The organism is Snodgrassella sp. B3837, assembly GCF_026535955.1.
Classification (GTDB): domain Bacteria; phylum Pseudomonadota; class Gammaproteobacteria; order Burkholderiales; family Neisseriaceae; genus Snodgrassella; species Snodgrassella alvi_E.
In genome coordinates this window covers 192,219-210,954 of sequence record NZ_JAFNPI010000019.1, presented here as the reverse complement: position 1 = coordinate 210,954, position 18,736 = coordinate 192,219, and the positions used below count along the sequence as shown (strand labels likewise).

The 18,736-nt window shown below is 43.2% G+C and carries 20 protein-coding genes; 19 read left to right on the top strand and 1 reads right to left on the bottom strand.

Annotation, left to right across the window (positions count from 1 at the left end; all coding sequences use genetic code 11):
* Positions 1-26 precede the first annotated feature (26 nt).
* The 14 genes from J3U67_RS07890 to J3U67_RS07825 are packed head-to-tail and all read left to right on the top strand — an operon-like array spanning position 27 to position 12,873.
* Positions 27-284 (top strand): acyl carrier protein, encoded by a 258-nt coding sequence (locus J3U67_RS07890; RefSeq protein WP_100139689.1) that lies wholly within the window; start codon positions 27-29, stop codon positions 282-284.
* Positions 277-831 carry a hypothetical protein gene (locus tag J3U67_RS07885; RefSeq protein ID WP_267391420.1) on the top strand — a complete coding sequence of 185 codons (555 nt, stop codon included), beginning with the start codon at positions 277-279 and terminating at the stop codon, positions 829-831. The genes J3U67_RS07890 and J3U67_RS07885 overlap by 8 nt, the downstream gene beginning before the upstream one ends.
* Positions 828-2,531 (top strand): AMP-binding protein, encoded by a 1,704-nt coding sequence (locus tag J3U67_RS07880; RefSeq protein WP_267404661.1) that lies wholly within the window; start codon positions 828-830, stop codon positions 2,529-2,531. Before J3U67_RS07885 ends, J3U67_RS07880 begins: the two co-directional genes overlap by 4 nt.
* Complete coding sequence (locus tag J3U67_RS07875; RefSeq protein ID WP_267391418.1) at positions 2,528-3,268, top strand: glycosyltransferase family 2 protein; 741 nt, start codon at positions 2,528-2,530, stop codon at positions 3,266-3,268. The genes J3U67_RS07880 and J3U67_RS07875 overlap by 4 nt, the downstream gene beginning before the upstream one ends.
* Entirely contained in the window at positions 3,261-4,211 is a 951-nt protein-coding gene (locus J3U67_RS07870; RefSeq protein ID WP_267404658.1) for a glycosyl transferase family 2, read from the top strand. The genes J3U67_RS07875 and J3U67_RS07870 overlap by 8 nt, the downstream gene beginning before the upstream one ends.
* A complete protein-coding gene (locus J3U67_RS07865; RefSeq protein ID WP_267391416.1) occupies positions 4,195-4,653 on the top strand; it encodes an acyl-CoA thioesterase in 459 nt (152 codons plus the stop codon). The genes J3U67_RS07870 and J3U67_RS07865 overlap by 17 nt, the downstream gene beginning before the upstream one ends.
* A complete protein-coding gene (locus tag J3U67_RS07860; RefSeq protein WP_267391415.1) occupies positions 4,647-5,249 on the top strand; it encodes a LolA family protein in 603 nt (200 codons plus the stop codon). Before J3U67_RS07865 ends, J3U67_RS07860 begins: the two co-directional genes overlap by 7 nt.
* Entirely contained in the window at positions 5,233-7,572 is a 2,340-nt protein-coding gene (locus tag J3U67_RS07855) for an MMPL family transporter (protein ID WP_267404656.1), read from the top strand. The genes J3U67_RS07860 and J3U67_RS07855 overlap by 17 nt, the downstream gene beginning before the upstream one ends.
* Before the next feature lie 2 nt (positions 7,573-7,574).
* On the top strand, positions 7,575-8,828 hold the full coding sequence (locus tag J3U67_RS07850; protein WP_267404653.1) for an NAD(P)/FAD-dependent oxidoreductase: 1,254 nt from the start codon (positions 7,575-7,577) through the stop codon (positions 8,826-8,828).
* Positions 8,822-9,262 carry a hypothetical protein gene (locus J3U67_RS07845; RefSeq protein WP_267404650.1) on the top strand — a complete coding sequence of 147 codons (441 nt, stop codon included), beginning with the start codon at positions 8,822-8,824 and terminating at the stop codon, positions 9,260-9,262. Before J3U67_RS07850 ends, J3U67_RS07845 begins: the two co-directional genes overlap by 7 nt.
* A complete protein-coding gene (locus tag J3U67_RS07840) occupies positions 9,255-10,475 on the top strand; it encodes a beta-ketoacyl-ACP synthase (protein ID WP_267404647.1) in 1,221 nt (406 codons plus the stop codon). The genes J3U67_RS07845 and J3U67_RS07840 overlap by 8 nt, the downstream gene beginning before the upstream one ends.
* Entirely contained in the window at positions 10,456-10,926 is a 471-nt protein-coding gene (locus tag J3U67_RS07835) for a thioester dehydrase (RefSeq protein ID WP_267391409.1), read from the top strand. The genes J3U67_RS07840 and J3U67_RS07835 overlap by 20 nt, the downstream gene beginning before the upstream one ends.
* A complete protein-coding gene (gene fabG, locus J3U67_RS07830) occupies positions 10,919-11,653 on the top strand; it encodes a 3-oxoacyl-ACP reductase FabG (protein WP_267391408.1) in 735 nt (244 codons plus the stop codon). Before J3U67_RS07835 ends, fabG begins: the two co-directional genes overlap by 8 nt.
* On the top strand, positions 11,647-12,873 hold the full coding sequence (locus tag J3U67_RS07825; protein WP_267391407.1) for a beta-ketoacyl-ACP synthase: 1,227 nt from the start codon (positions 11,647-11,649) through the stop codon (positions 12,871-12,873). Before fabG ends, J3U67_RS07825 begins: the two co-directional genes overlap by 7 nt.
* Here J3U67_RS07825 and J3U67_RS07820 read toward each other — a convergent pair.
* A complete protein-coding gene (locus J3U67_RS07820) occupies positions 12,857-13,501 on the bottom strand; it encodes a 4'-phosphopantetheinyl transferase family protein (protein WP_267391406.1) in 645 nt (214 codons plus the stop codon). The two genes, J3U67_RS07825 and J3U67_RS07820, sit on opposite strands and share 17 nt — an antisense overlap.
* Positions 13,502-13,533: 32 nt before the next feature.
* On the opposite strand from J3U67_RS07820, the gene J3U67_RS07815 reads away from it, so the two are divergent.
* From J3U67_RS07815 to ureC, 5 genes are all read left to right on the top strand, one after another.
* Positions 13,534-13,959, top strand: coding sequence for an excinuclease ABC subunit A (locus J3U67_RS07815; protein ID WP_100139703.1), 426 nt, complete (start codon positions 13,534-13,536; stop codon positions 13,957-13,959).
* A gap of 240 nt (positions 13,960-14,199) precedes the next feature.
* Positions 14,200-15,990, top strand: a complete 1,791-nt coding sequence (locus tag J3U67_RS07810) for a 2-isopropylmalate synthase (protein ID WP_267404644.1) — start codon at positions 14,200-14,202, stop codon at positions 15,988-15,990.
* Between the two features lie 226 nt (positions 15,991-16,216).
* Positions 16,217-16,519 (top strand): urease subunit gamma, encoded by a 303-nt coding sequence (ureA, locus tag J3U67_RS07805; RefSeq protein WP_100139705.1) that lies wholly within the window; start codon positions 16,217-16,219, stop codon positions 16,517-16,519.
* Between the two features lie 90 nt (positions 16,520-16,609).
* Positions 16,610-16,924, top strand: coding sequence for an urease subunit beta (gene ureB, locus J3U67_RS07800; RefSeq protein ID WP_100139706.1), 315 nt, complete (start codon positions 16,610-16,612; stop codon positions 16,922-16,924).
* A gap of 82 nt (positions 16,925-17,006) precedes the next feature.
* On the top strand, positions 17,007-18,728 hold the full coding sequence (gene ureC, locus J3U67_RS07795) for an urease subunit alpha (RefSeq protein ID WP_267404641.1): 1,722 nt from the start codon (positions 17,007-17,009) through the stop codon (positions 18,726-18,728).
* The last annotated feature ends 8 nt before the right edge of the window (positions 18,729-18,736 follow it).

The following is an 18,736-nucleotide window of genomic DNA, read 5'->3' as shown; positions in this document are numbered from 1 at the left end:
GTTGTATTGAATAGGGGAACTAGCAAATGACTGAACATGAAATCTATGCCATTCTGGCCAAAGCTTTGGAAAATCTTTTTGAAATTGAACCCGAACGAATTAAGCCAGAGGCAGATTTATTCAATGATCTTGAAATTGACAGTATAGATGCAATCGATTTAATTGATTATATCAAGCGACAAACAGGGCATAAATTAATGGCAGAAGATTTTCGCAATGTGCGTACAGTGGCTGATGTCATTCAGGCAGTGATAAACAAGGCAAAACAGTCAGATAATGCCTAGGTTGCAATTTTTCATAAATCTGACACTGGTACTGGTGACATTTCTCTATCCGTTTATTTGGTATTTCGGACAGATATATTTCGGCGTTACAGCAGTTACCATCCTGATGGCATGTATATGGTTGTTACGGGCTTTACTGAGTAAACAAAAATTACAGAAAATTATGTCGTTTGTTCTGGCGTTTATTTTTATGCTTTTATGCTGGATACATTCAGCTAAATTCATGTACTGGTATCCGGTGATGGTCAGCATACTGCTGTTACTGATATTTGGTGCTAGTTTGTTCAGCAAACAATCAGTAATTGAACGCCTTGCTCGTTTACAGCATCCGGATCTGCCAGAAAGCGGAGTACGGTACACCAGATGTGTAACACAGATATGGTGCGGCTTTTTTATTGTGAATATTTTGATTATTTCCGCATTGATTCTGGGTGCATACTGGCGGGCATGGGCAATCTATACCGGCGTAATTTCTTATATGCTCATGGGAATGTTATTGAGCGGAGAATTCCTATACCGTCGTCTAATATTAAAAATATCCATATGATGATGGCAGAACATTTCTGGGCAGAACGTACCCAAAGTCAGCACTTATTTGCTACTGGTTCAAGCAATCTGAACTGGCAGCAAGCTATGGCACAGGTAGCTGGATTGAGCCGGTATTTATCTTGTCGATCCGTAAAATGTGCAAGTTTGTATTTCGATGACGCAGGCTATTTTGCCATTGCGTTATTGGCCTGTGTCAAGGCTGGTATTGATGTTTGCTTGCTTACTTATTTGTCCGATGAAAACTGTTGCTGGCTTAATAAGTCATCGGATATTTTATTAACCGATATCATGCCCGATAAACTGACTATTCCCGCCTTTTTACAATCTGAGTGGTCAACCAATGCGCCTGCTGAGAGTAGCAGATTTATCGTTCATAATATTAATATCTTGCTGCAAACATCTGGCTCTTCTGGAATAGCCAAAATAATAAAAAAAACATGGGAGGAATTATGGCTTGAGGCACAAACAATAGCTTCCGTTTTACCGGCATCCGTTCTTCGACTAAAACCAGTTGTTTTAGGTAGTGTTAGTGTACAGCACATGTATGGTTTGAGTTTTCGGATAATGCTAAGCCTGTATCTGGGTCTGCCCATTTACCGGCAGCGTTTAGTCTTTCCAGAAGGACTTTTGGTCAGTAGTGCATCTTTTCAGCGCGTGATTTGGGTTAGCAGCCCTACCTTGCTGCATACCTTACGCTTATCGCATGATATTAAATTGGTTAAGGGACATGTTGCGACAATTATTTCAGCTGGCGGTGCCCTGGCCGAAAAAAGTAAATATTTTTTACAGCAACATATTTGTTCTGATGTCGTGGAAATTTATGGTAGTACAGAAACGGGCGTAATAGCTTATCGCAAAAAACAAGCGCACTGGCAATTTTTTCAGGATGTTATGCATAAAAGTACGGTAGAAGGTCTGATTATTCAGTCACCACGGTGTCTGCCGGAGCAGATTCTGGCGGATAAGATAGCTGAGTATGAGGATGGTTTTGAGCTTTTGGGTAGACTTGATCGTATCATCAAATTAGCAGATAAGCGCATATCCTTGCTGCAACTGGAAAACCAGCTGATGCAACATGAATGGATATCTGATGTTCATATTCTAAAACATCCACATGGCAGCCATCTGGCTGCATGGGTAGCTTTGAATCATTCTGGTATTCATGCATGGCGTCAGTATGGACGCAAGCATATCATCAACCAGCTTAGAGAATGTCTGGCTAAAAATCATGAAAGAATTTCAATTCCTCGTTACTGGCGTTTTAGTACGGTTTTACCGCGAAATAGTCAGAGTAAGCTGAATCCGGTTGATGCTGAGCGAGTATGGGCAGAACCGGTTATTAAACCTATAGTGTTGCATCAGCAGGAAATAACGGCTGATGAATACTTGTTTCACCTACAGATACCATTGGATTTGCTTTATTTTCGCGGTCACTTCGATAATTTTCATCTCGTACCTGGCGTTATTCAGCTTAAATGGTTCATAGAGTTGCTGCAACAATGCGGCTGGTTAAAACAGCATCCATTGCAGATAGAAAATCTGAAATTTCAAAACTTTTTACGGCCTGCTGATACGGTAGAACTGCATTTAAAACGTGATTGTGTACGCCAAAAAATCACCTTTCAGTGTATTATGAATGAAAAAAAAATTTCTTCTGGCCGTATGGTTATTCCTGCAGGTACAAGTGAAACGATATGAAATTGTTAGCATTGATTCCTCATTACAACCATTTACGCACAGTAGGAAAAGTGGCACTGGCTATGCAGGATTTCAACATAGACTGTCTGATTGTGGACGATGGTTCTGATAATGAAATCCGAAAAGAATTGCAACAATTGGTTCGTCCCAGTATCACCGTGATCTACCGTGAGAAAAATGGCGGCAAGGGTGCAGCTGTAAAAGAAGGTATCAATTATGCAGCTTTGCATGATTATACTCATGTATTACAGGTGGATGCAGATGCTCAGCATTGTTTGTCTGATACTTCAAAATTAATAAATGCAGCCATGAAGGAACCGAAATCGGTGATTTGTGGTCGACCGGTTTACGGACCCGGTACACCCAAATCTCGCCTTTATGGCCGTAAGATTACAAATTTCTGGCTAGCAGTCAATACGTTATCGACAGATATAAAAGATGGTATGTGTGGATTTCGTATTTATCCGGTTACACCAACGCTAGATGTTATTCATAGTGAATATGTAGGTAATTACATGGATTTTGATGCCGAGCTGCTTGTACATTTGCACCGGCGCGGGTGTTCCTTTGTCTGGATCGATACACCTGTGGCTTATGCTCAGGATGGCATTTCTCATTTTCGCTTCTGGCAGGACAATGTTCTTATTTCTAGAATGCATGCACGTTTGTTTTTCAATATGTTACGAAATGCATCAGTTTTGCTAAGGCGTAAATGGTCAAGGATTCTGCATGGCTAAGAACATCCGCCATTGGGCAAATCAGCAGGAAAGAGGCAGTAGCGGTGCTTTATGGCTGACCCGTTATTTGGTTAAGTACTTTCCGGCTTGGGGACTATCTCCGATAGTTTGTCTGGTGGTTACGTATTTCTATATTACGTCTTCATCTTCCAGACGTAATATTGCCCGCTATCAGCAATTGCTGGCACAAAAATGTTTTTATCTAACACCCGTATTAAGTAAGAAAAGCTCGGTTTTCCGACAGTTTTATGCATTCGCGCAAAATATTGTGGATCGCTTTGCAGTGTGGCAAGGAAAATTTTCTTATGAAAATCTAATCATTCATGACCCAGATAAGCTTGGCCAGGAGATTGACCGGCCAACGGCTGGAAAAAGAGGACAAATATTTGTTTGCTCACATTTAGGCAATACCGAAATCTGTCGTGCATTGGTGAAAAAGCATAAGCATCTGAAGCTAAATGTGCTGATTCATAGCGGCCATGCAGTGAAATTTCATCGAGCATTGCAAGAAGCCGGAGCTTATCGTATCCGCCTGATTCAGGTCACATCGCTGGATGCAAAAATGATGATGGAACTGAATGATCGGGTACAGCGTGGAGAATGGCTGGCTATTGCAGCTGACCGAGTACCGGTTCACGGTGAAAAAATTATCAATGTCCCTTTTCTAAATCAAATGGCCTGTTGGCCTCAGGGGCCGTGGTTATTGGCCGGATTGCTCAAAGTACCGGTAAATACCCTTTTCTGTTTTAAAGAAAATGGAAGCTACCATTTGTATTTACAGCGGTTTGCCGACAGTATTAATTGGCATCGGCATCAACGGGAACGCACTATAGAGCAGTATGTACAGCAGTATGCTGAGTTACTCACTGCATACTGTATCAAAGCGCCTAGGCAGTGGTTTAATTTTTTTGATTTTTGGAATCAAGATGACAAAGCAGTATAGTCAGTTGCGGTACAGTATGGTAATGGAAGTACCTTTTTTTGATGTTGATTCAATGGATATTGTCTGGCATGGACACTATGTTAAATATCTGGAAATAGCACGTTGTGCTTTTTTAAGTGCCATTGGTTATGATTATAATGTCATGAAGGCCAATGGTTATGGCTGGCCAATTGTGCAATTGCAGTTGAAATATGTGCGTCCAGCAGTTTTCGGGCAGAAAATTCTCATCGATGTCTTATTAAAGGAATATGAAAGCTGTCTAAAATTTGATTATGTTATTAGTGACTGTGCAACAGGTGAAAAACTGACCAAAGCATCTACTATGCAGGTTGCAGTGTGTATGAAAACTCGGGAAACACAGTATCAAACCCCAGAAAGCTGGGTTAAGGCGGTCAAGTTAGCAATGCAGAATGGTTTTGCACAGGAAAAAAAATCATGTTAAGAAATTTTTTATTAGTAAGCTGGTTGTGCTTATTAAGTGGACTGGTAAGTGCTTTTGGTTTAACAGATTTACAAGCGCAGCTGCAACAGCCACAAAATATCAAAGGTGATTTTGTTCAGCAGCGATTTTTACGTGGTACCAGTAAGCCGATTGTGACACAGGGCCAGTTTATACTGGTGCCAAAAGCGGGTTTGTTGTGGCAAATGAAAAAACCTTTTACAAATACCATGCGGGTGCGTCAGACGGGAATTGAGCAGCTTAATGCCAATAATCAGTGGATAGACAGTAGCCAGTCAGCCGCGGCGCAAAAAAATCAAGTGAAACTTTTTTTGGATTTACTTGGCGGTCAAACTAACGGAATTCAGAATCAGTTCAGTACGCGATTAACAGGAACAGCGCAAAACTGGCAATTGCATCTGCAACCTAAAAGCGTATTGATGAAACAGATTTTTACTAGCATTGATATTCAGGGTGACCAAGCAGTTAAGAAAATCATTCTGTCAGAAGTGCAGGGCGATCGCACTGAGATTGCATTTACAGCGCTAAAATTCAATTCAGCTCTAAACAGGTTTGAACAACATGCCATTTTACCGTAAACGTATTTGGACATGGCTGTACCTGCTACTAATATTGTGTGTGGCTATTTCTTTGCTGTGTAGCTGGCTGCAAAAAAATCGTCTGGATACGGACTTAATCAGCCTGCTTCCGTCTAACGGGCAAAACACACAGGCTCAGCAGCTAGCTGCAAAGCGCATGAATCAGCGCATGAATCGCGATATCGTGATTTTACTGAGCAGTGATTCAGCGGATAAAACCATCTCTGCAGCACAGATGTTGCAAAAAAAATGGCAGGCCAGCGGTATTTTTCAAACCGTTACCGGTAAAATTGAACCGGATGTTGAAGCTTTGAAGGCCACTATGCAGCGTTTGCAATTGGCTGTTGTATCGGAAAATAGTTGGCGACATATTATCAATGATCCGAAAAGTGCTTTTGCTCAGCAGGCACAAGTGCTTGTTAATCCATTTGCCGAACGCAGTATTTTATCTCCAGATCAAGATTGGCTTGGATTGGGAAATATCATCATGCATCAGGCCAGTCCGGATGGTCCGATATTTTATAACGTTCAAACTGGCTGGTTAAATATTGAAGAAAATGGCAAGACATGGATTTTATTACGGGCGCGTTTGCCAGAAAAGTCTGGTTTGATTAGTGTACCAGATAAACTGCTGCCGTTAGTACAGGCTACACAAGCTTCGATGGCGCAGAAAAATGTACAAATTCTGATGGCTGGTGGTGCGCTCTTTGCAGCAGAAAATAAATCTTCTGGAGAACGAGAAAGCCAGTATATGAGCATACTGGGTATGGGGCTGACATTTCTGTTGTTGCTCATGATTTTTCGCAGTCTGCGTATTCTGTTTTTGGTACTTCCTATGGCTGTAGGTATTTTGTTTGGTGTGGCCGCTACAGTCTCTATATTCGGCAAAATACATATTCTGACCCTTGTTGTGGGAACCAGTTTATTAGGAATATTGCTGGATTTTCCTCTTCACTGGTTAGCTAGTGGCGTGATTCAGCAGCACTGGCAGCGCTGGCAAGCATTACATATTGCCGGCAAAGCTTTTTTATTAAGTCTAGTGATTACCTTACTAGGCTATGCGGCTTTGCTAATTACGCCGTTACCGATATTGCAACAGACAGCTATTTTTTCTGCTGCGGCATTGATTGGTGCATTTTTGTTCAGTTTGTTGTGCTTACCTTTGCTTTTCAGCCGTACTCAAGAAAAGATTCAACCCCGTTTTTTACAGGTAATGCTTTCTTTAGGAAATGCCATTACTAGCTATCGCCTGTTTGTAGTACAGAAAAAATGGCCGTTGTTATTAGGGTTTATTTTGCTGGGTGTGGGTCTGTTAAATTTGAACACTCAAGATGACATCCGTCAATGGGTAAATTTGTCACCACAATGGCTGAGTCAGGCTCAGAAAGTTGGGGAGTTGACCCAGACTGCGCCTTCAGCTCAGTATTTTGTGATTCAAGCAAACAATGATGATGAGTTGTTGGCTAAAAATCAGGCTTTAGGGCAAGAATTGCAGAAATTAGTTTTACAAAAACAATTATCTGGGTTCCAGTCTCTGGATCAATGGGTTATGCCGACTGCTATTCAAAAGCAACGCAAAAGTGATGTTGAACGTTTGTTGAAAAATTCGGATAACTGGCAGGATTTAGTTTATTTAGGAATCGATGAAAACAATATAAGGAATTATCTGACTAATCTAAAACAATTGCCGGTTCAGTCTATATCTCAAAGCCTGAATAATGATCTGGCCACTGTGTGGCAGGATTTATATCTTGGCAAGATGGAGAATGGAGAGATAGCGTCTATTATTAGTTTGTCTGGAGTCAGACAGACAGCAGCCTTGCAAAAACTTGCAGATAAAAACAACAAGATTTATTTTGTTGATAATCTTCAGGCATTAAATCAATTATTTACTCATACACGCAATCAAGCTATTTTCCTGAAGTTAGCATCCTATGTCTTGGCAATTCTGTTATTAGTTTATGCGTTTGGCTGGCGCAAAGGATTATTGCTATTAGCCGTTCCCGTTTTGTCTTCGCTATCCTGTCTTGCGGTATTTGCTTTTGTGGGCTGGTCTTTGTCTTTGTTTGCGATCTTTGGTTTGTTTTTGGTTACAGCCATCGGTATGGATTATGCCATTTATGTTTCTACAGAGCAGATGGCTGTGGCTGAGCGTTTGGCGGGAGTATTGCTTGCCGCAATAACAACAATGATTTCATTTGCCATTCTGGGTTTCAGTGCGACTCCTGCTATAGCTAGCTTCGGTCGCAGTGTGGCTATAGGGGTGTTTTTTAGCATGATACTGGCTCTGAGTTTATTGCCTAGAGCCAAAAACAAGGGGTAGGTATGAGTCAGTTTGATGTGGTGATTATCGGTGCAGGGCCGGCAGGTGCCATTGCAAGTGCTCTATTAAATAAAAAAGGGTATCGGGTCTGTGTGCTGGAAAAGCAGGTTTTTCCGCGTTTTGTAATTGGAGAAAGCCTGTTGCCGCACTGTATGGAATTCATCGAAGAGGCAGGGATGCTTGAGGCTATAAAAGCAGGTATTTCTGATGGTTTTCAATTTAAAAACGGTGCTGCCTTTAGTTGGGGTAATCGCTATACGACTATCGATTTTACCGATAAGTTTTCACCGGGCCCAGGAACAACCTTTCAGGTAACCCGTGCCCGTTTTGACCATATTCTAATTAGTGAGGCGCAAAAGCAGGGAGTAGAAGTGCGTTTCGAGCATAGTGTTGAATCAATCGAATTTAACCGGCAGGCTGCTGTGCTTTCGGTGTCCGATCCACAAGATAAAGCTTACCAGATTGAGGCACAATTTGTACTGGATGCCAGTGGCTATGGTCGGGTCTTAGCGAAACTATTAAATCTCGAGTATTCCTCTTCGTTACCAGAGCGTATGGCTTATTTTACTCATATTGATGACAATGTGACTGACCCCACATTTGATCGCAATAAAATTCTGATATGTACTCATCCTGTTTTGCGTGATGTATGGATATGGTTTATTCCCTTTAGCAATAATCGCACATCGGTTGGTGTGGTAGGTCAACCGGAGTGCTTGAATAATTATGGTTGTGAGGGGGCAAAGGCAATTCTTAAGAAGTTTGTTAGTGAAGTACCAATGCTTAAACGTATTCTGAGTAATGCTCAATGGGATAATGAAGTCCCTTTTCGAACTCTGCGCAATTATTCTGCAAATGTTAAAAGTTTGTATGGTGAACACTTTGCCTTGCTGGGCAATGCCTCTGAGTTTCTCGATCCAGTCTTTTCATCTGGGGTAACCATTGCCATGCATTCAGCCAAGTTAGCGGCGGATGTATTGCACCGACAATTTTCGGGTGAGGCGGTGAATTGGCAGCAGGAATATGCCGATAAATTACAAGTAGGTATCAATGCATTTAAAACCTATGTTAATGGCTGGTATAGTACAAAATTTCAGGATGTCATCTATGCAGAGCACAATAATCCTGAAATCAGGCGCATGATTAGTTCTATTCTTGCAGGATATGCATGGGATGAAAATAATCCTTTTGTCACTAATTCAGAACGTCGGCTGGATGTACTGGCTGAAATATGCGGTCCTGCTAAATCATGCTGAAGAATATTTTTATTTGCGTGTTGCTTATGGTGGTTCTGAATGCCTGCCACAGTGTACCGGTAATTAATGTACTCCCCGAATTAAAACACACGCTAAGTATGCAAATTATTGATGTAAATGGAAATAACAGTCTGCTGTTAATTGAGCCGTTGGGAAGACAGCAATGGCGTTTTGTACAGGTGGATAGTCTGGGGGCGCCGATTTCAAGACAGATATTGCAAAATGGTAAATGGCGTAATGATGGTTTTATGCCACCAAACCCCGGCGCCCGACAATTATTTTCTGTGGTCTATGCCTATCTTGGACAGCAGCATCACTGGCCGGTACCCTCTGTATTGAATGATGTCAAGATTGTTACCGGTAAAGGGGATACTGTTGCAGATATCAGTTGGAAGAACCAGTATTGGCAAATCAGAGAGTTAGCTGATGAATAGGCCGGTTTTTCTAAGTCAGCCGGCAATGGTCAGTTCGCTGGGATGCGGGGTGCATGAACATATCATAGCTTTGCTGGGTAAAAAAGATAATTATTTGACACCAAGTGATAGTTGGGTAAATGGACAATCTTATCTATTTGGTGCCTTTAGTTCCCCGTTAAGACCTTTTCCGACTAATTTGAGTTCAGATTTTCGCAGTCGGAATAATCAGTTGTTGTGGCATGCACTGTTTCAAATTGAGGATAAGATACAGGCTGCAATAGCAGAATATGGAGCTGATCGAGTAGCGGTTGTTCTAGGTACATCCACCACAGGCGGAGATGAAAACCGTTCTGCGATGGAGTATGGATTTATCAGACAAGACTGGCTGAACAGTGGTTATAAACAGAGCTTGCAGTTGATGTCTTCTCCCGCAGATTTTGTTGCACATATCTATCAGTTACGCAATGTTCATTATGGTATTTCAACAGCTTGTACATCTGGAGCAAGAGCCTTAATTAGTGCCGCACGATTGTTGCGTATGGGATTATGTGATGCCGTAATTTGTGGCGGTGTAGATACTTTGTCGGCACTGACCATTAATGGTTTCCATGCTTTAAAGGTTTTATCCTCGGGTCAATGTCAGCCATTTACTGCTGAACGTGATGGCATCAATATTGGAGAAGGTGCTGCTGTTTTTATTATGACACTTGATGCAGACAAAGGTTTGCCATTACTCGGTTATGGTTCTTGTAGTGATGCCTATCATATGTCGAGCCCGAGACCGGATGCCGCAGGTGCCAGAAAAGTAATACAACAGGCTTTAGAAAAAGCACAATTAAAAGCCGGTTCTATTGGATGGGTTAATCTGCATGGTACTGGAACCATCCATAATGATGCTATGGAGGCACTGGCAATTCATCACGAACTGGGTGCTGAAGTATCCTGTGCATCAACTAAAGCTTTAACTGGCCATACGCTGGGTGCAGCTGGAGCGCTGGAAGCAGCATTCTTGTGGACGATAATCAGCCATCAAACCAATAAGGCTGGTTTATTACCACCGCATCGGGCAAAGACAAAAATTGATCCTGCGCTGGCTCCTATTCATCTGACCCATTATTCAGAAACGTTCGATATTGAAAGTCCGCGCATTGCTATAAGCACTTCATTTGCGTTTGGTGGCAATAATACTGCTTTGATTATAGGGAGTAATAATGCAAACCCCGATTTATGAAGTGGCTTCTCTGCTGCCTCATAGTGGCAAAATGGTGTTATTGGATGAAATAGTATCCTATGATGCTCATAGTCTGACAGCATATGCTTGTGTAAAACCAGAACAGATACTGGTATCTGAGGGTTGCTTACCTTCGTGGGCGGCCATGGAGATCATGGCACAAGGAGTGGCTGCTTGGGCTGGAGTATTATCACGTGATGCTGGTGAACCGGTGCGGTTAGGTTTTTTGCTCGGAACCAGAAAGCTACAGCTTTATTTTTCTGCGTTGCCCGTTCCAGCAATATTGCAGATAAAAATACAGGCATCTTTGCAGGATGCAAATGGTTTTGGTGTTTTTGACAGCCAGCTTTGGTTGTGTGAGGAAAATCGAAAGCCAACAATGTTATTGGCTGAAGCGGCACTGAACGTTTACAGCCCTACTGAAAACATAATAACGCATGATGATGAATAACGATAAAACTATTTTGGTGACTGGTTCCGCACGCGGTATCGGCAAAGGCATTGCCCTCACATTAGCTCAGGCAGGTTGGGATATAGTACTTCACTGTCGCAAAAGGCGTGATTCTGCTGAATCCGTAGCAGCTGAAATAGCTGCACTTGGCGGTCGCAGCCGTATCCTCACTTTTGATATCAGTGAGCGAGAGGCATGCAAGGAAATATTGCAGGCTGACATAGAAGAGCATGGTGCATATTATGGCGTGGTTTTGAATGCAGGAATCACCCGTGATAATGCTTTTCCAGCTCTAAGTAATGAAGATTGGGATCAGGTGCTGAATACTAATTTGGATGGATTCTTTAATGTACTGCATCCAGTGATGATGCCGATGATACGCAGGCGTAAAGCTGGACGTATTGTTTGTGTGGCTTCAGTTTCGGGTATTACCGGTAACCGTGGGCAGGTAAATTATAGCGCATCTAAAGCGGGTCTCATCGGTGCAGCCAAAGCATTGGCCGTAGAACTGGCGAAACGAAAGATTACCGTTAATTGCGTGGCTCCCGGCTTGATTGAAACCGAAATGATTGATGAGCATGTACCTGTTGATGAGATTGTTAAAGCCATTCCGATGCAACGTATGGGACAGGTAGAAGAAGTTGCGCATGCGGTAGCTTTTCTAGTTTCCGAACAGGCCGGATACATCACACGGCAAGTATTGTCTGTAAACGGAGGATTATGTTGAGACGTGTTGTCATTACAGGTATGGGGGGAGTCAGCGCTCTAGGTAATAACTGGCCAGCAATAAAAGCTGGATTGCTTGCCTATAAAAATAAAGTAGTCCATATGGACAACTGGGAGCGTTATAAAGATTTGAATACCCGACTAGCAGCTCCGATTTTGAACTATCAACCGCCGGTACATTGGACGCGCAAGCAGCTACGTAGCATGGGTAAAGTCGCGCAGATGTGCACTCAGGCAGCAGAAGATGCACTTGCTGAAGCCGGACTGCTTGGTGATGAATCCATTAAAGATGGGCGCATGGGTGTAGCCTGTGGCTCTTCTACAGGTAGTCCACAGGACATAAGGGATATCAGTGAACTGGTTCTCAATGGCAGTTCGGCAAATTTTAACGCCAACACTTATGTGCGCATCATGCCGCATACCACTGCTGCTAATTTGTCTATTTTCTTTGGTCTAACCGGACGGGTGATTCCAACTTCCAGCGCGTGTGCTTCCGGTAATCAGGCAATTGGTTATGCCTATGAAGCCATTAAATATGGCAAGATTGACATGATGCTAGCCGGAGGAGGTGAAGAATTATGTGTTTCTGAAGCTTTTGTATTTGATTCACTTTTTGCCACCAGTTTGCGCAATGAGACTCCTGAATTGTCACCATGTCCTTATGATGCCAGCCGAGACGGACTGGTGATCGGTGAAGGAGCCGGTATTCTTGTTCTGGAAGAATATGAAATGGCTAAAGCACGCGGTGCTAAAATTTATGCTGAAATAGTCGGATTTGGCTGTACCAGTGATGGATCACACATTACCCGTCCTGAACGTATGACCATGCGTCGTTGTATGGAGATGGCACTAGAAGATGCGCAATTGGACGCAGCTGAAGTTGGTTATGTAAATGGACATGGTACAGCTACAGAGCAAGGCGATATTGCCGAAACACTTGCCACTCAAGATGTTTTCGGACAAGTGCCCGTTAGTTCTCAAAAAAGCTATCTGGGACATACGCTGGGTGCATGCGGAGCGTTGGAATCTTGGTTTTCGGTTCAGATGATGAATGAAGGTTGGTTTGCGCCCACACTGAATCTAAATCAAGTGGATAGTCGCTGTGGCGAGCTGGACTATATTGTAAACACTGCGCGTACGATCCATACCGAATTTGTAATGAATAATAACTTTGCTTTTGGCGGGGTGAATTCGTCTCTAGTATTCAGACGGCTGGATTAATTGGCCACTGATGCCAGTTAAATTGACAGTTTTGCCAGTGTCCGAAGACAGAAGTACAGCACTGTGGGGATATAGAAAAGGAGGAGGGGTAAATAACGCTGATATGCCAGTTTTTATCAATCACGCAGCTATAGGCTTTCACAGGAGGATTGTGTGCCGGTATATGTAAAGCATTATAACCTTGTGGTACCAAGCACCAGCGGTGCATGTCAGCCAATTGTCCGCGGCTGACTTTGATGAAAGCTTCTTTGAGTGTCCATAACTGATAAAAAGCCGTGCTTAAATCGGCCTGTTGTACCAGCCACGCTTGTTCATTTTCAGTACAGAAAAGTTGTGCCAGTTCAAGAAAATTGCGCTTTTGAGCGTATTCAATGTCAATTCCGATTGCATCTTGAGTAGTTGAAGTGGCAATCAAACCAGCATGGCCTTTTTTATGGGTCAGTGAATAAATGCTGTATGGATCGGCAAGCTGTTGTTTTAAAAAACGGCTCGATTGCCAGTCTGTACGCTGTTCTAATTCAGGATGTTGCTGCAAACGCTTTCTGTCTGTGTTGTCCAGTTTCTGATTGCTATAAAGCCCGCATACATCAGCAGAGGCAAGCAGAATCACGCAGTCTATGTTCATCATGTAGTATTTTTTAACAATTAAAGGAGTAATGAATGAAGAAGTTTTCCCGTACCATCATAATGATTGCATTTATGGCGTGTGTAACTGCAGCTCATGCGCGTGATGACAAACTACTGCTTCCGATTCAGGATGCACTCAATTCGCCTGAAGCAGTAAAAGTACTTAATCCAAATGTGCAACTATATTTTGCCAAAAGCTCAGGGCGGGTTGTGCAGGCTGGATTGGTGACTAATCGAAAAACCAGCAGCGTTGGTAAATCAGATGAAGCAGCATGTCAATGGGCATTTCTGGCTGCTGTAAAACAGTTGCAGGAACAGGCATCATCTAATCATGCCACTAAAGTAACGAATATTGTCAGCTATTATAAGAAAAACAGTATGGCCAGTACAAATGAATACGAATGCCATGCTGGTGGCGTAATTGCAGGTGTTGCGTTGAAAGGGGATTTGGCTAAATAAAAGCTCTAGCAGTTAGAAAACCGTCGTCATATCTAATTAATTTTGGCTAATACGACGGTTTATGGTGCTTTTTTTATAATAAATAAAACCATTATTCTAATATGTACAAAATGTCTAAAAAATAATTTCAATAATATCTTTGAATAAAATAAACTTGTTTTTTTGTCCAATTTTACGTATATTAGCGTAATAGAATAATTGTAGCATGATGAAAAAAGTAAATTGGACAAAAGGTCAGTTATGCAATTGAATATAGACCGCTTAATTGCCTATTTTGGTGGCGTAAATGCTTTAGCTGAAGCCCTGAAACAGCATTATCCTGATAGCGCAGCCTCTGCTGCAGCCATCTATAAATGGCGTAAGCGTGGTTCCTTACCACTGAATCAACTGCAAAAAATTATTCTGATGGCTGAGAAACAAAACAAGCCGCTCGATATCAATGCTTTTATGCAACACAATAACACTACCTTGGAGAGACCAAGAATGACCAGTACCAATAATCGAGTCATTATATTTGATACCACTCTGCGTGATGGAGAACAGTCGCCGGGAGCGGCTATGACGAAGGAAGAAAAAATTCGCATTGCACGCCAATTGGAGAAGCTGGGTGTGGACGTAATTGAAGCCGGATTTGCAGCAGCCAGCCCAGGGGATTTTGATGCTATTCACACCATTGCTGAAATTATTCAGAATGCCACAGTGTGCTCATTATCCCGAGCAAATGAACGCGATGTACGTAAGGCTGGCGAAGCGATCGCACCAGCCAAGAAGAAACGAATTCATACTTTTATCGCCACCAGCCCCCTGCATATGGAGCATAAACTGCGGATGAAACCGCAGCAGGTGAAAGAAACCGCAGTCAAAGCCGTTAAAATCGCGCGCGAATATACGGATGATGTTGAATTCTCTTGCGAAGATGCATTGCGTAGCGATATTAATTTTCTAGCTGAAATCTGTCAGGCAGTGATTGAAGCAGGTGCCACCACCATTAATATCCCTGATACCGTGGGCTATGCCATCCCATTTCAGACAGAAGCCTTTTTCCGTGAATTGATTCAGAAAACACCGGGTAGCGATAAAGTAATTTGGTCGGCACACTGCCATAATGATCTCGGACTTGCTGTGGGTAATTCACTAGCAGCGGTGATTGGCGGTGCTAGGCAGGTAGAATGTACCATTAATGGATTGGGTGAGCGTGCCGGCAATGCCAGCCTTGAAGAAGTGGTAATGGCATTGAAAACCCGCCATGATGTTTTTGGCTTGGAAACCAATATCGACACCACGCAGATAGTACCAACCTCGAAAATGGTGTCTACTGTAACCGGTTATCCGGTGCAGCCGAATAAAGCCATAGTTGGTGCCAATGCTTTTGCACATGAATCCGGTATCCATCAGGATGGCGTGCTGAAATGTCGTGAAACATATGAAATTATGTCTGCTGAATCGGTAGGTTGGAGTACCAACCGCCTGACACTAGGCAAACTCTCCGGCCGCAATGCTTTCCGTACCAAATTGCAAGAGCTGGGTATTGAACTGGATAGTGAAGAAGCTTTAAATGCGGCTTTTGCCCGTTTTAAAGAGCTGGCTGATAAAAAACGCGAAATTTTCGATGAGGACTTGCATGCACTGGTATCAGATGAGTTAGTCAGCCGCGCGCCTGATCGTTACAAATACGTTTCACTGAGTATTCATAGTGAAACCGGTGAAGAGCCGGTAGCTGAAATCGTCTTTAATGTGGACGGAAACGAAAAACGCGCCAGCAGCCATGGTTCTGGTCCGGTTGATGCTGTCTTCAAAGCTATTGAATCAGAAGCGGGTAGTACAGCTGATTTGCAGCTGTATTCGGTAAACGCCATTACAGCGGGTACCGAAAGTCAGGGCGAAGTAACAGTACGGTTGTCGCGTGAAGGCCATCTGGTTAGCGGGCAGGGTGCTGATACCGATATTATTGTTGCCAGTGCCAAAGCCTATCTTTCAGCCCTTAATAAACTGGAAAGCCAGCCCAGAGTAAAAGCTCAGGGAGTGATTTAACTTGCATTGTTCTTTATATTGGGCTGTTTATATTAAATAAATCCAGTTTTCAGCAGTGTTAACCCGTATAAGCATATGTTTATACGGGTTTATCAATTTCACCGAAACATTCAGCTACCTATATACAGAAACACTACTTTAAGTTTATTATCAATTGTAAATAAAACTATCTTAGTTTATAGCGCAATGTAAATAACGTTCAGATATTTACACAGGAAAACAAACCATGCATTTAACCAGTCGTGAACAGGAAAAACTAATGCTGTTTCTGGCCGGCGAACTGGCTGCCAAACGTCGTGCTCGCGGTGTACTGTTAAATTATCCCGAAGCCATAGCCTACATCAGCAGCCAGCTACAGGAGGCAGCACGTGACGGCATGAGCGTAGCAGAATTAATGCAATATGGTGCGACATTATTAACCAGTGCTGACGTGATGGAAGGTGTGCCTGAAATGGTAAATGAAGTACAGATTGAAGCAACTTTTCCGGATGGTACCAAACTGGTGACTGTACACCAGCCCATTCGCTGATACAGAATTCAGACATTGCAGGTTACGCCCTGCTAAATAGCAACTACATGCAAACAAAATATTCGTACCACGTCTGATCAGGAGAAATGTATGATTCCCGGAGAATATGTGCTGGCTGCAGACGATATTATCGCCAATCAGAATCGCCGTACCCTTACCATTACCGTAGTGAACCGTGGCGACCGCCCCATACAAGTGGGCTCACATTATCATTTTTATGAAACCAATGCGGCGCTGGAATTTGAACGTGAACAAACGCGCGGCATGCGCCTGAATGTGCCTTCTGGTAATGCTGTACGTTTCGAGCCTGGTGAAGTGAAAACCATAGAATTAACCGAATATGGTGGTTTGAAAAAAGTATTTGGATTTCATAATGCCATTAATGGCAGTCTAAACAATCAATAATTATTGGTATCCAGATACCAGACAGAACCAAATTAAGTCACCACTAAACATTTCTACCAGTGAATTGAATCGAGAATCTGCCATGAGCCTGAAAATTTCCCGTCAGCAATATGTTGCCACCTACGGGCCTACCGTAGGCGATAAAGTGCGTTTAGGTGATACTGAATTGTTTGCCGAAGTAGAACGCGATTTACTTACTTATGGAGAAGAGGGCAAATTTGGCGGTGGTAAATCCATTCGGGATGGTATGGCGCAGTCTGCTACTGCCACACGCAGCAACCAGAATGTGTTGGATATGGTGATTACCAATGTACTGATAATGGATTACTGGGGCATCGTCAAAGCTGATATCGGTATTCGTGATGGTAAAATCGTGGGCGTTGGGCAGGCAGGTAATCCCGATACTATGGATGGTGTGACACCAAACATGATTATCGGTGCGGCCACCGAAGTCCATAATGGTGCCAATCTGATCGCCACTGCCGGGGGAATAGATACCCATATCCACTTTATCTCACCGCAGCAGATTACCCATGCCATTGAATCCGGCATCACCACCATGATTGGTGGAGGGACAGGGCCAGCTGACGGAACCAATGCCACCACAGTTACACCAGGGGCGTGGCATATACAAAAAATGTTACAGGCGGCAGAACAGGCACCAGTCAATCTGGGCTTTTTTGGTAAAGGCAATTGCGCCAGCCTCGAGCCTTTACGTGAACAGATAGCCGCCGGTGCGCTGGGGTTGAAAATTCACGAAGATTGGGGTGCCACCGCGGCTGTTATCGATGCTTCCTTAAAAATTGCGGATGAAATGGATGTGCAGGTAGCTATCCACACCGATACTCTGAATGAAGGCGGATTTCTGGAAGATACCATGCGTGCTATTGATGGCAGAGTAATCCATACCTTTCACACAGAGGGCGCAGGCGGCGGCCATGCACCGGATATCATCAAAGCTGCTATGTATCCGAATGTTTTACCAGCATCTACCAATCCCACACGCCCGTTTACCGTGAATACCATCGACGAGCATCTGGATATGCTGATGGTGTGTCATCATCTGGATAAAAGTGTGGCTGAAGATGTAGCCTTTGCCGATTCACGCATTAGACCGGAAACCATTGCTGCGGAAGATATTCTGCATGATATGGGTGTATTCTCAATTATGAGTTCGGATTCACAGGCGATGGGCAGGGTTGCGGAAGTTATCGTACGCACATGGCAAACTGCCGACAAAATGAAACAGCAGCGTGGCTCGTTGCCTGAAGAAACCGGCAACAATGATAATTTCCGTATCAAGCGCTATTTAGCCAAATACACCATTAATCCTGCCATAGCTCAAGGCATCAACGATTATGTCGGTTCAATCGAAGCCGGCAAAATCGCCGATTTGGTTTTATGGAAACCAGCTTTTTTCGGCGTCAAACCTGAAATTATCATCAAAGGTGGCACCATCAGTTATGCCCGTATGGGTGACCCGAATGCCTCTATCCCGACTCCTCAGCCGGTAATCTATCGTCCTATGTTTGGTGCACTGGGACGGGCTGTGCAAGATACTGCCGTATTATTTGTTTCACAGGCTGGAGTAGATAACGATATCCGTAGCCGGTATGGATTGCATAAACAAACTCTTCCTGTGCGCAATTGCCGTAATATCGGTAAAAAAGACCTAATTCATAATCATGACATGCCGGAAATTACCGTGAATCCGGAAACATATGAAGTACGCGTGAATGGTGAGCATATTACATGTGAACCAGCGAAAAAAGTAGCATTGGCACAGCGATATTTTTTGTTTTGAGAAAAGAG

Excerpts from the sequence above, each read along its gene's own strand:
- ureB (WP_100139706.1), top strand. The coding sequence starts at position 16,610 with ATGATTCCCGGAGAATATGTGCTGGCTGCAGACGATATTATCGCCAAT.
- J3U67_RS07875 (WP_267391418.1), top strand. The coding sequence starts at position 2,528 with ATGAAATTGTTAGCATTGATTCCTCATTACAACCATTTACGCACAGTA.
- J3U67_RS07840 (WP_267404647.1), top strand. The coding sequence starts at position 9,255 with ATGAATAGGCCGGTTTTTCTAAGTCAGCCGGCAATGGTCAGTTCGCTG.
- J3U67_RS07860 (WP_267391415.1), top strand. The coding sequence starts at position 4,647 with ATGTTAAGAAATTTTTTATTAGTAAGCTGGTTGTGCTTATTAAGTGGA.
- J3U67_RS07850 (WP_267404653.1), top strand. The coding sequence starts at position 7,575 with ATGAGTCAGTTTGATGTGGTGATTATCGGTGCAGGGCCGGCAGGTGCC.
- ureC (WP_267404641.1), top strand. The coding sequence starts at position 17,007 with ATGAGCCTGAAAATTTCCCGTCAGCAATATGTTGCCACCTACGGGCCT.
- J3U67_RS07835 (WP_267391409.1), top strand. The coding sequence starts at position 10,456 with ATGCAAACCCCGATTTATGAAGTGGCTTCTCTGCTGCCTCATAGTGGC.
- J3U67_RS07890 (WP_100139689.1), top strand. The coding sequence starts at position 27 with ATGACTGAACATGAAATCTATGCCATTCTGGCCAAAGCTTTGGAAAAT.
- J3U67_RS07865 (WP_267391416.1), top strand. The coding sequence starts at position 4,195 with ATGACAAAGCAGTATAGTCAGTTGCGGTACAGTATGGTAATGGAAGTA.
- J3U67_RS07885 (WP_267391420.1), top strand. The coding sequence starts at position 277 with ATGCCTAGGTTGCAATTTTTCATAAATCTGACACTGGTACTGGTGACA.
- J3U67_RS07825 (WP_267391407.1), top strand. The coding sequence starts at position 11,647 with ATGTTGAGACGTGTTGTCATTACAGGTATGGGGGGAGTCAGCGCTCTA.
- ureA (WP_100139705.1), top strand. The coding sequence starts at position 16,217 with ATGCATTTAACCAGTCGTGAACAGGAAAAACTAATGCTGTTTCTGGCC.
- J3U67_RS07815 (WP_100139703.1), top strand. The coding sequence starts at position 13,534 with ATGAAGAAGTTTTCCCGTACCATCATAATGATTGCATTTATGGCGTGT.
- J3U67_RS07855 (WP_267404656.1), top strand. The coding sequence starts at position 5,233 with ATGCCATTTTACCGTAAACGTATTTGGACATGGCTGTACCTGCTACTA.
- J3U67_RS07845 (WP_267404650.1), top strand. The coding sequence starts at position 8,822 with ATGCTGAAGAATATTTTTATTTGCGTGTTGCTTATGGTGGTTCTGAAT.
- J3U67_RS07870 (WP_267404658.1), top strand. The coding sequence starts at position 3,261 with ATGGCTAAGAACATCCGCCATTGGGCAAATCAGCAGGAAAGAGGCAGT.
- fabG (WP_267391408.1), top strand. The coding sequence starts at position 10,919 with ATGAATAACGATAAAACTATTTTGGTGACTGGTTCCGCACGCGGTATC.
- J3U67_RS07820 (WP_267391406.1), bottom strand. The coding sequence starts at position 13,501 with ATGATGAACATAGACTGCGTGATTCTGCTTGCCTCTGCTGATGTATGC.
- J3U67_RS07810 (WP_267404644.1), top strand. The coding sequence starts at position 14,200 with ATGCAATTGAATATAGACCGCTTAATTGCCTATTTTGGTGGCGTAAAT.
- J3U67_RS07880 (WP_267404661.1), top strand. The coding sequence starts at position 828 with ATGATGATGGCAGAACATTTCTGGGCAGAACGTACCCAAAGTCAGCAC.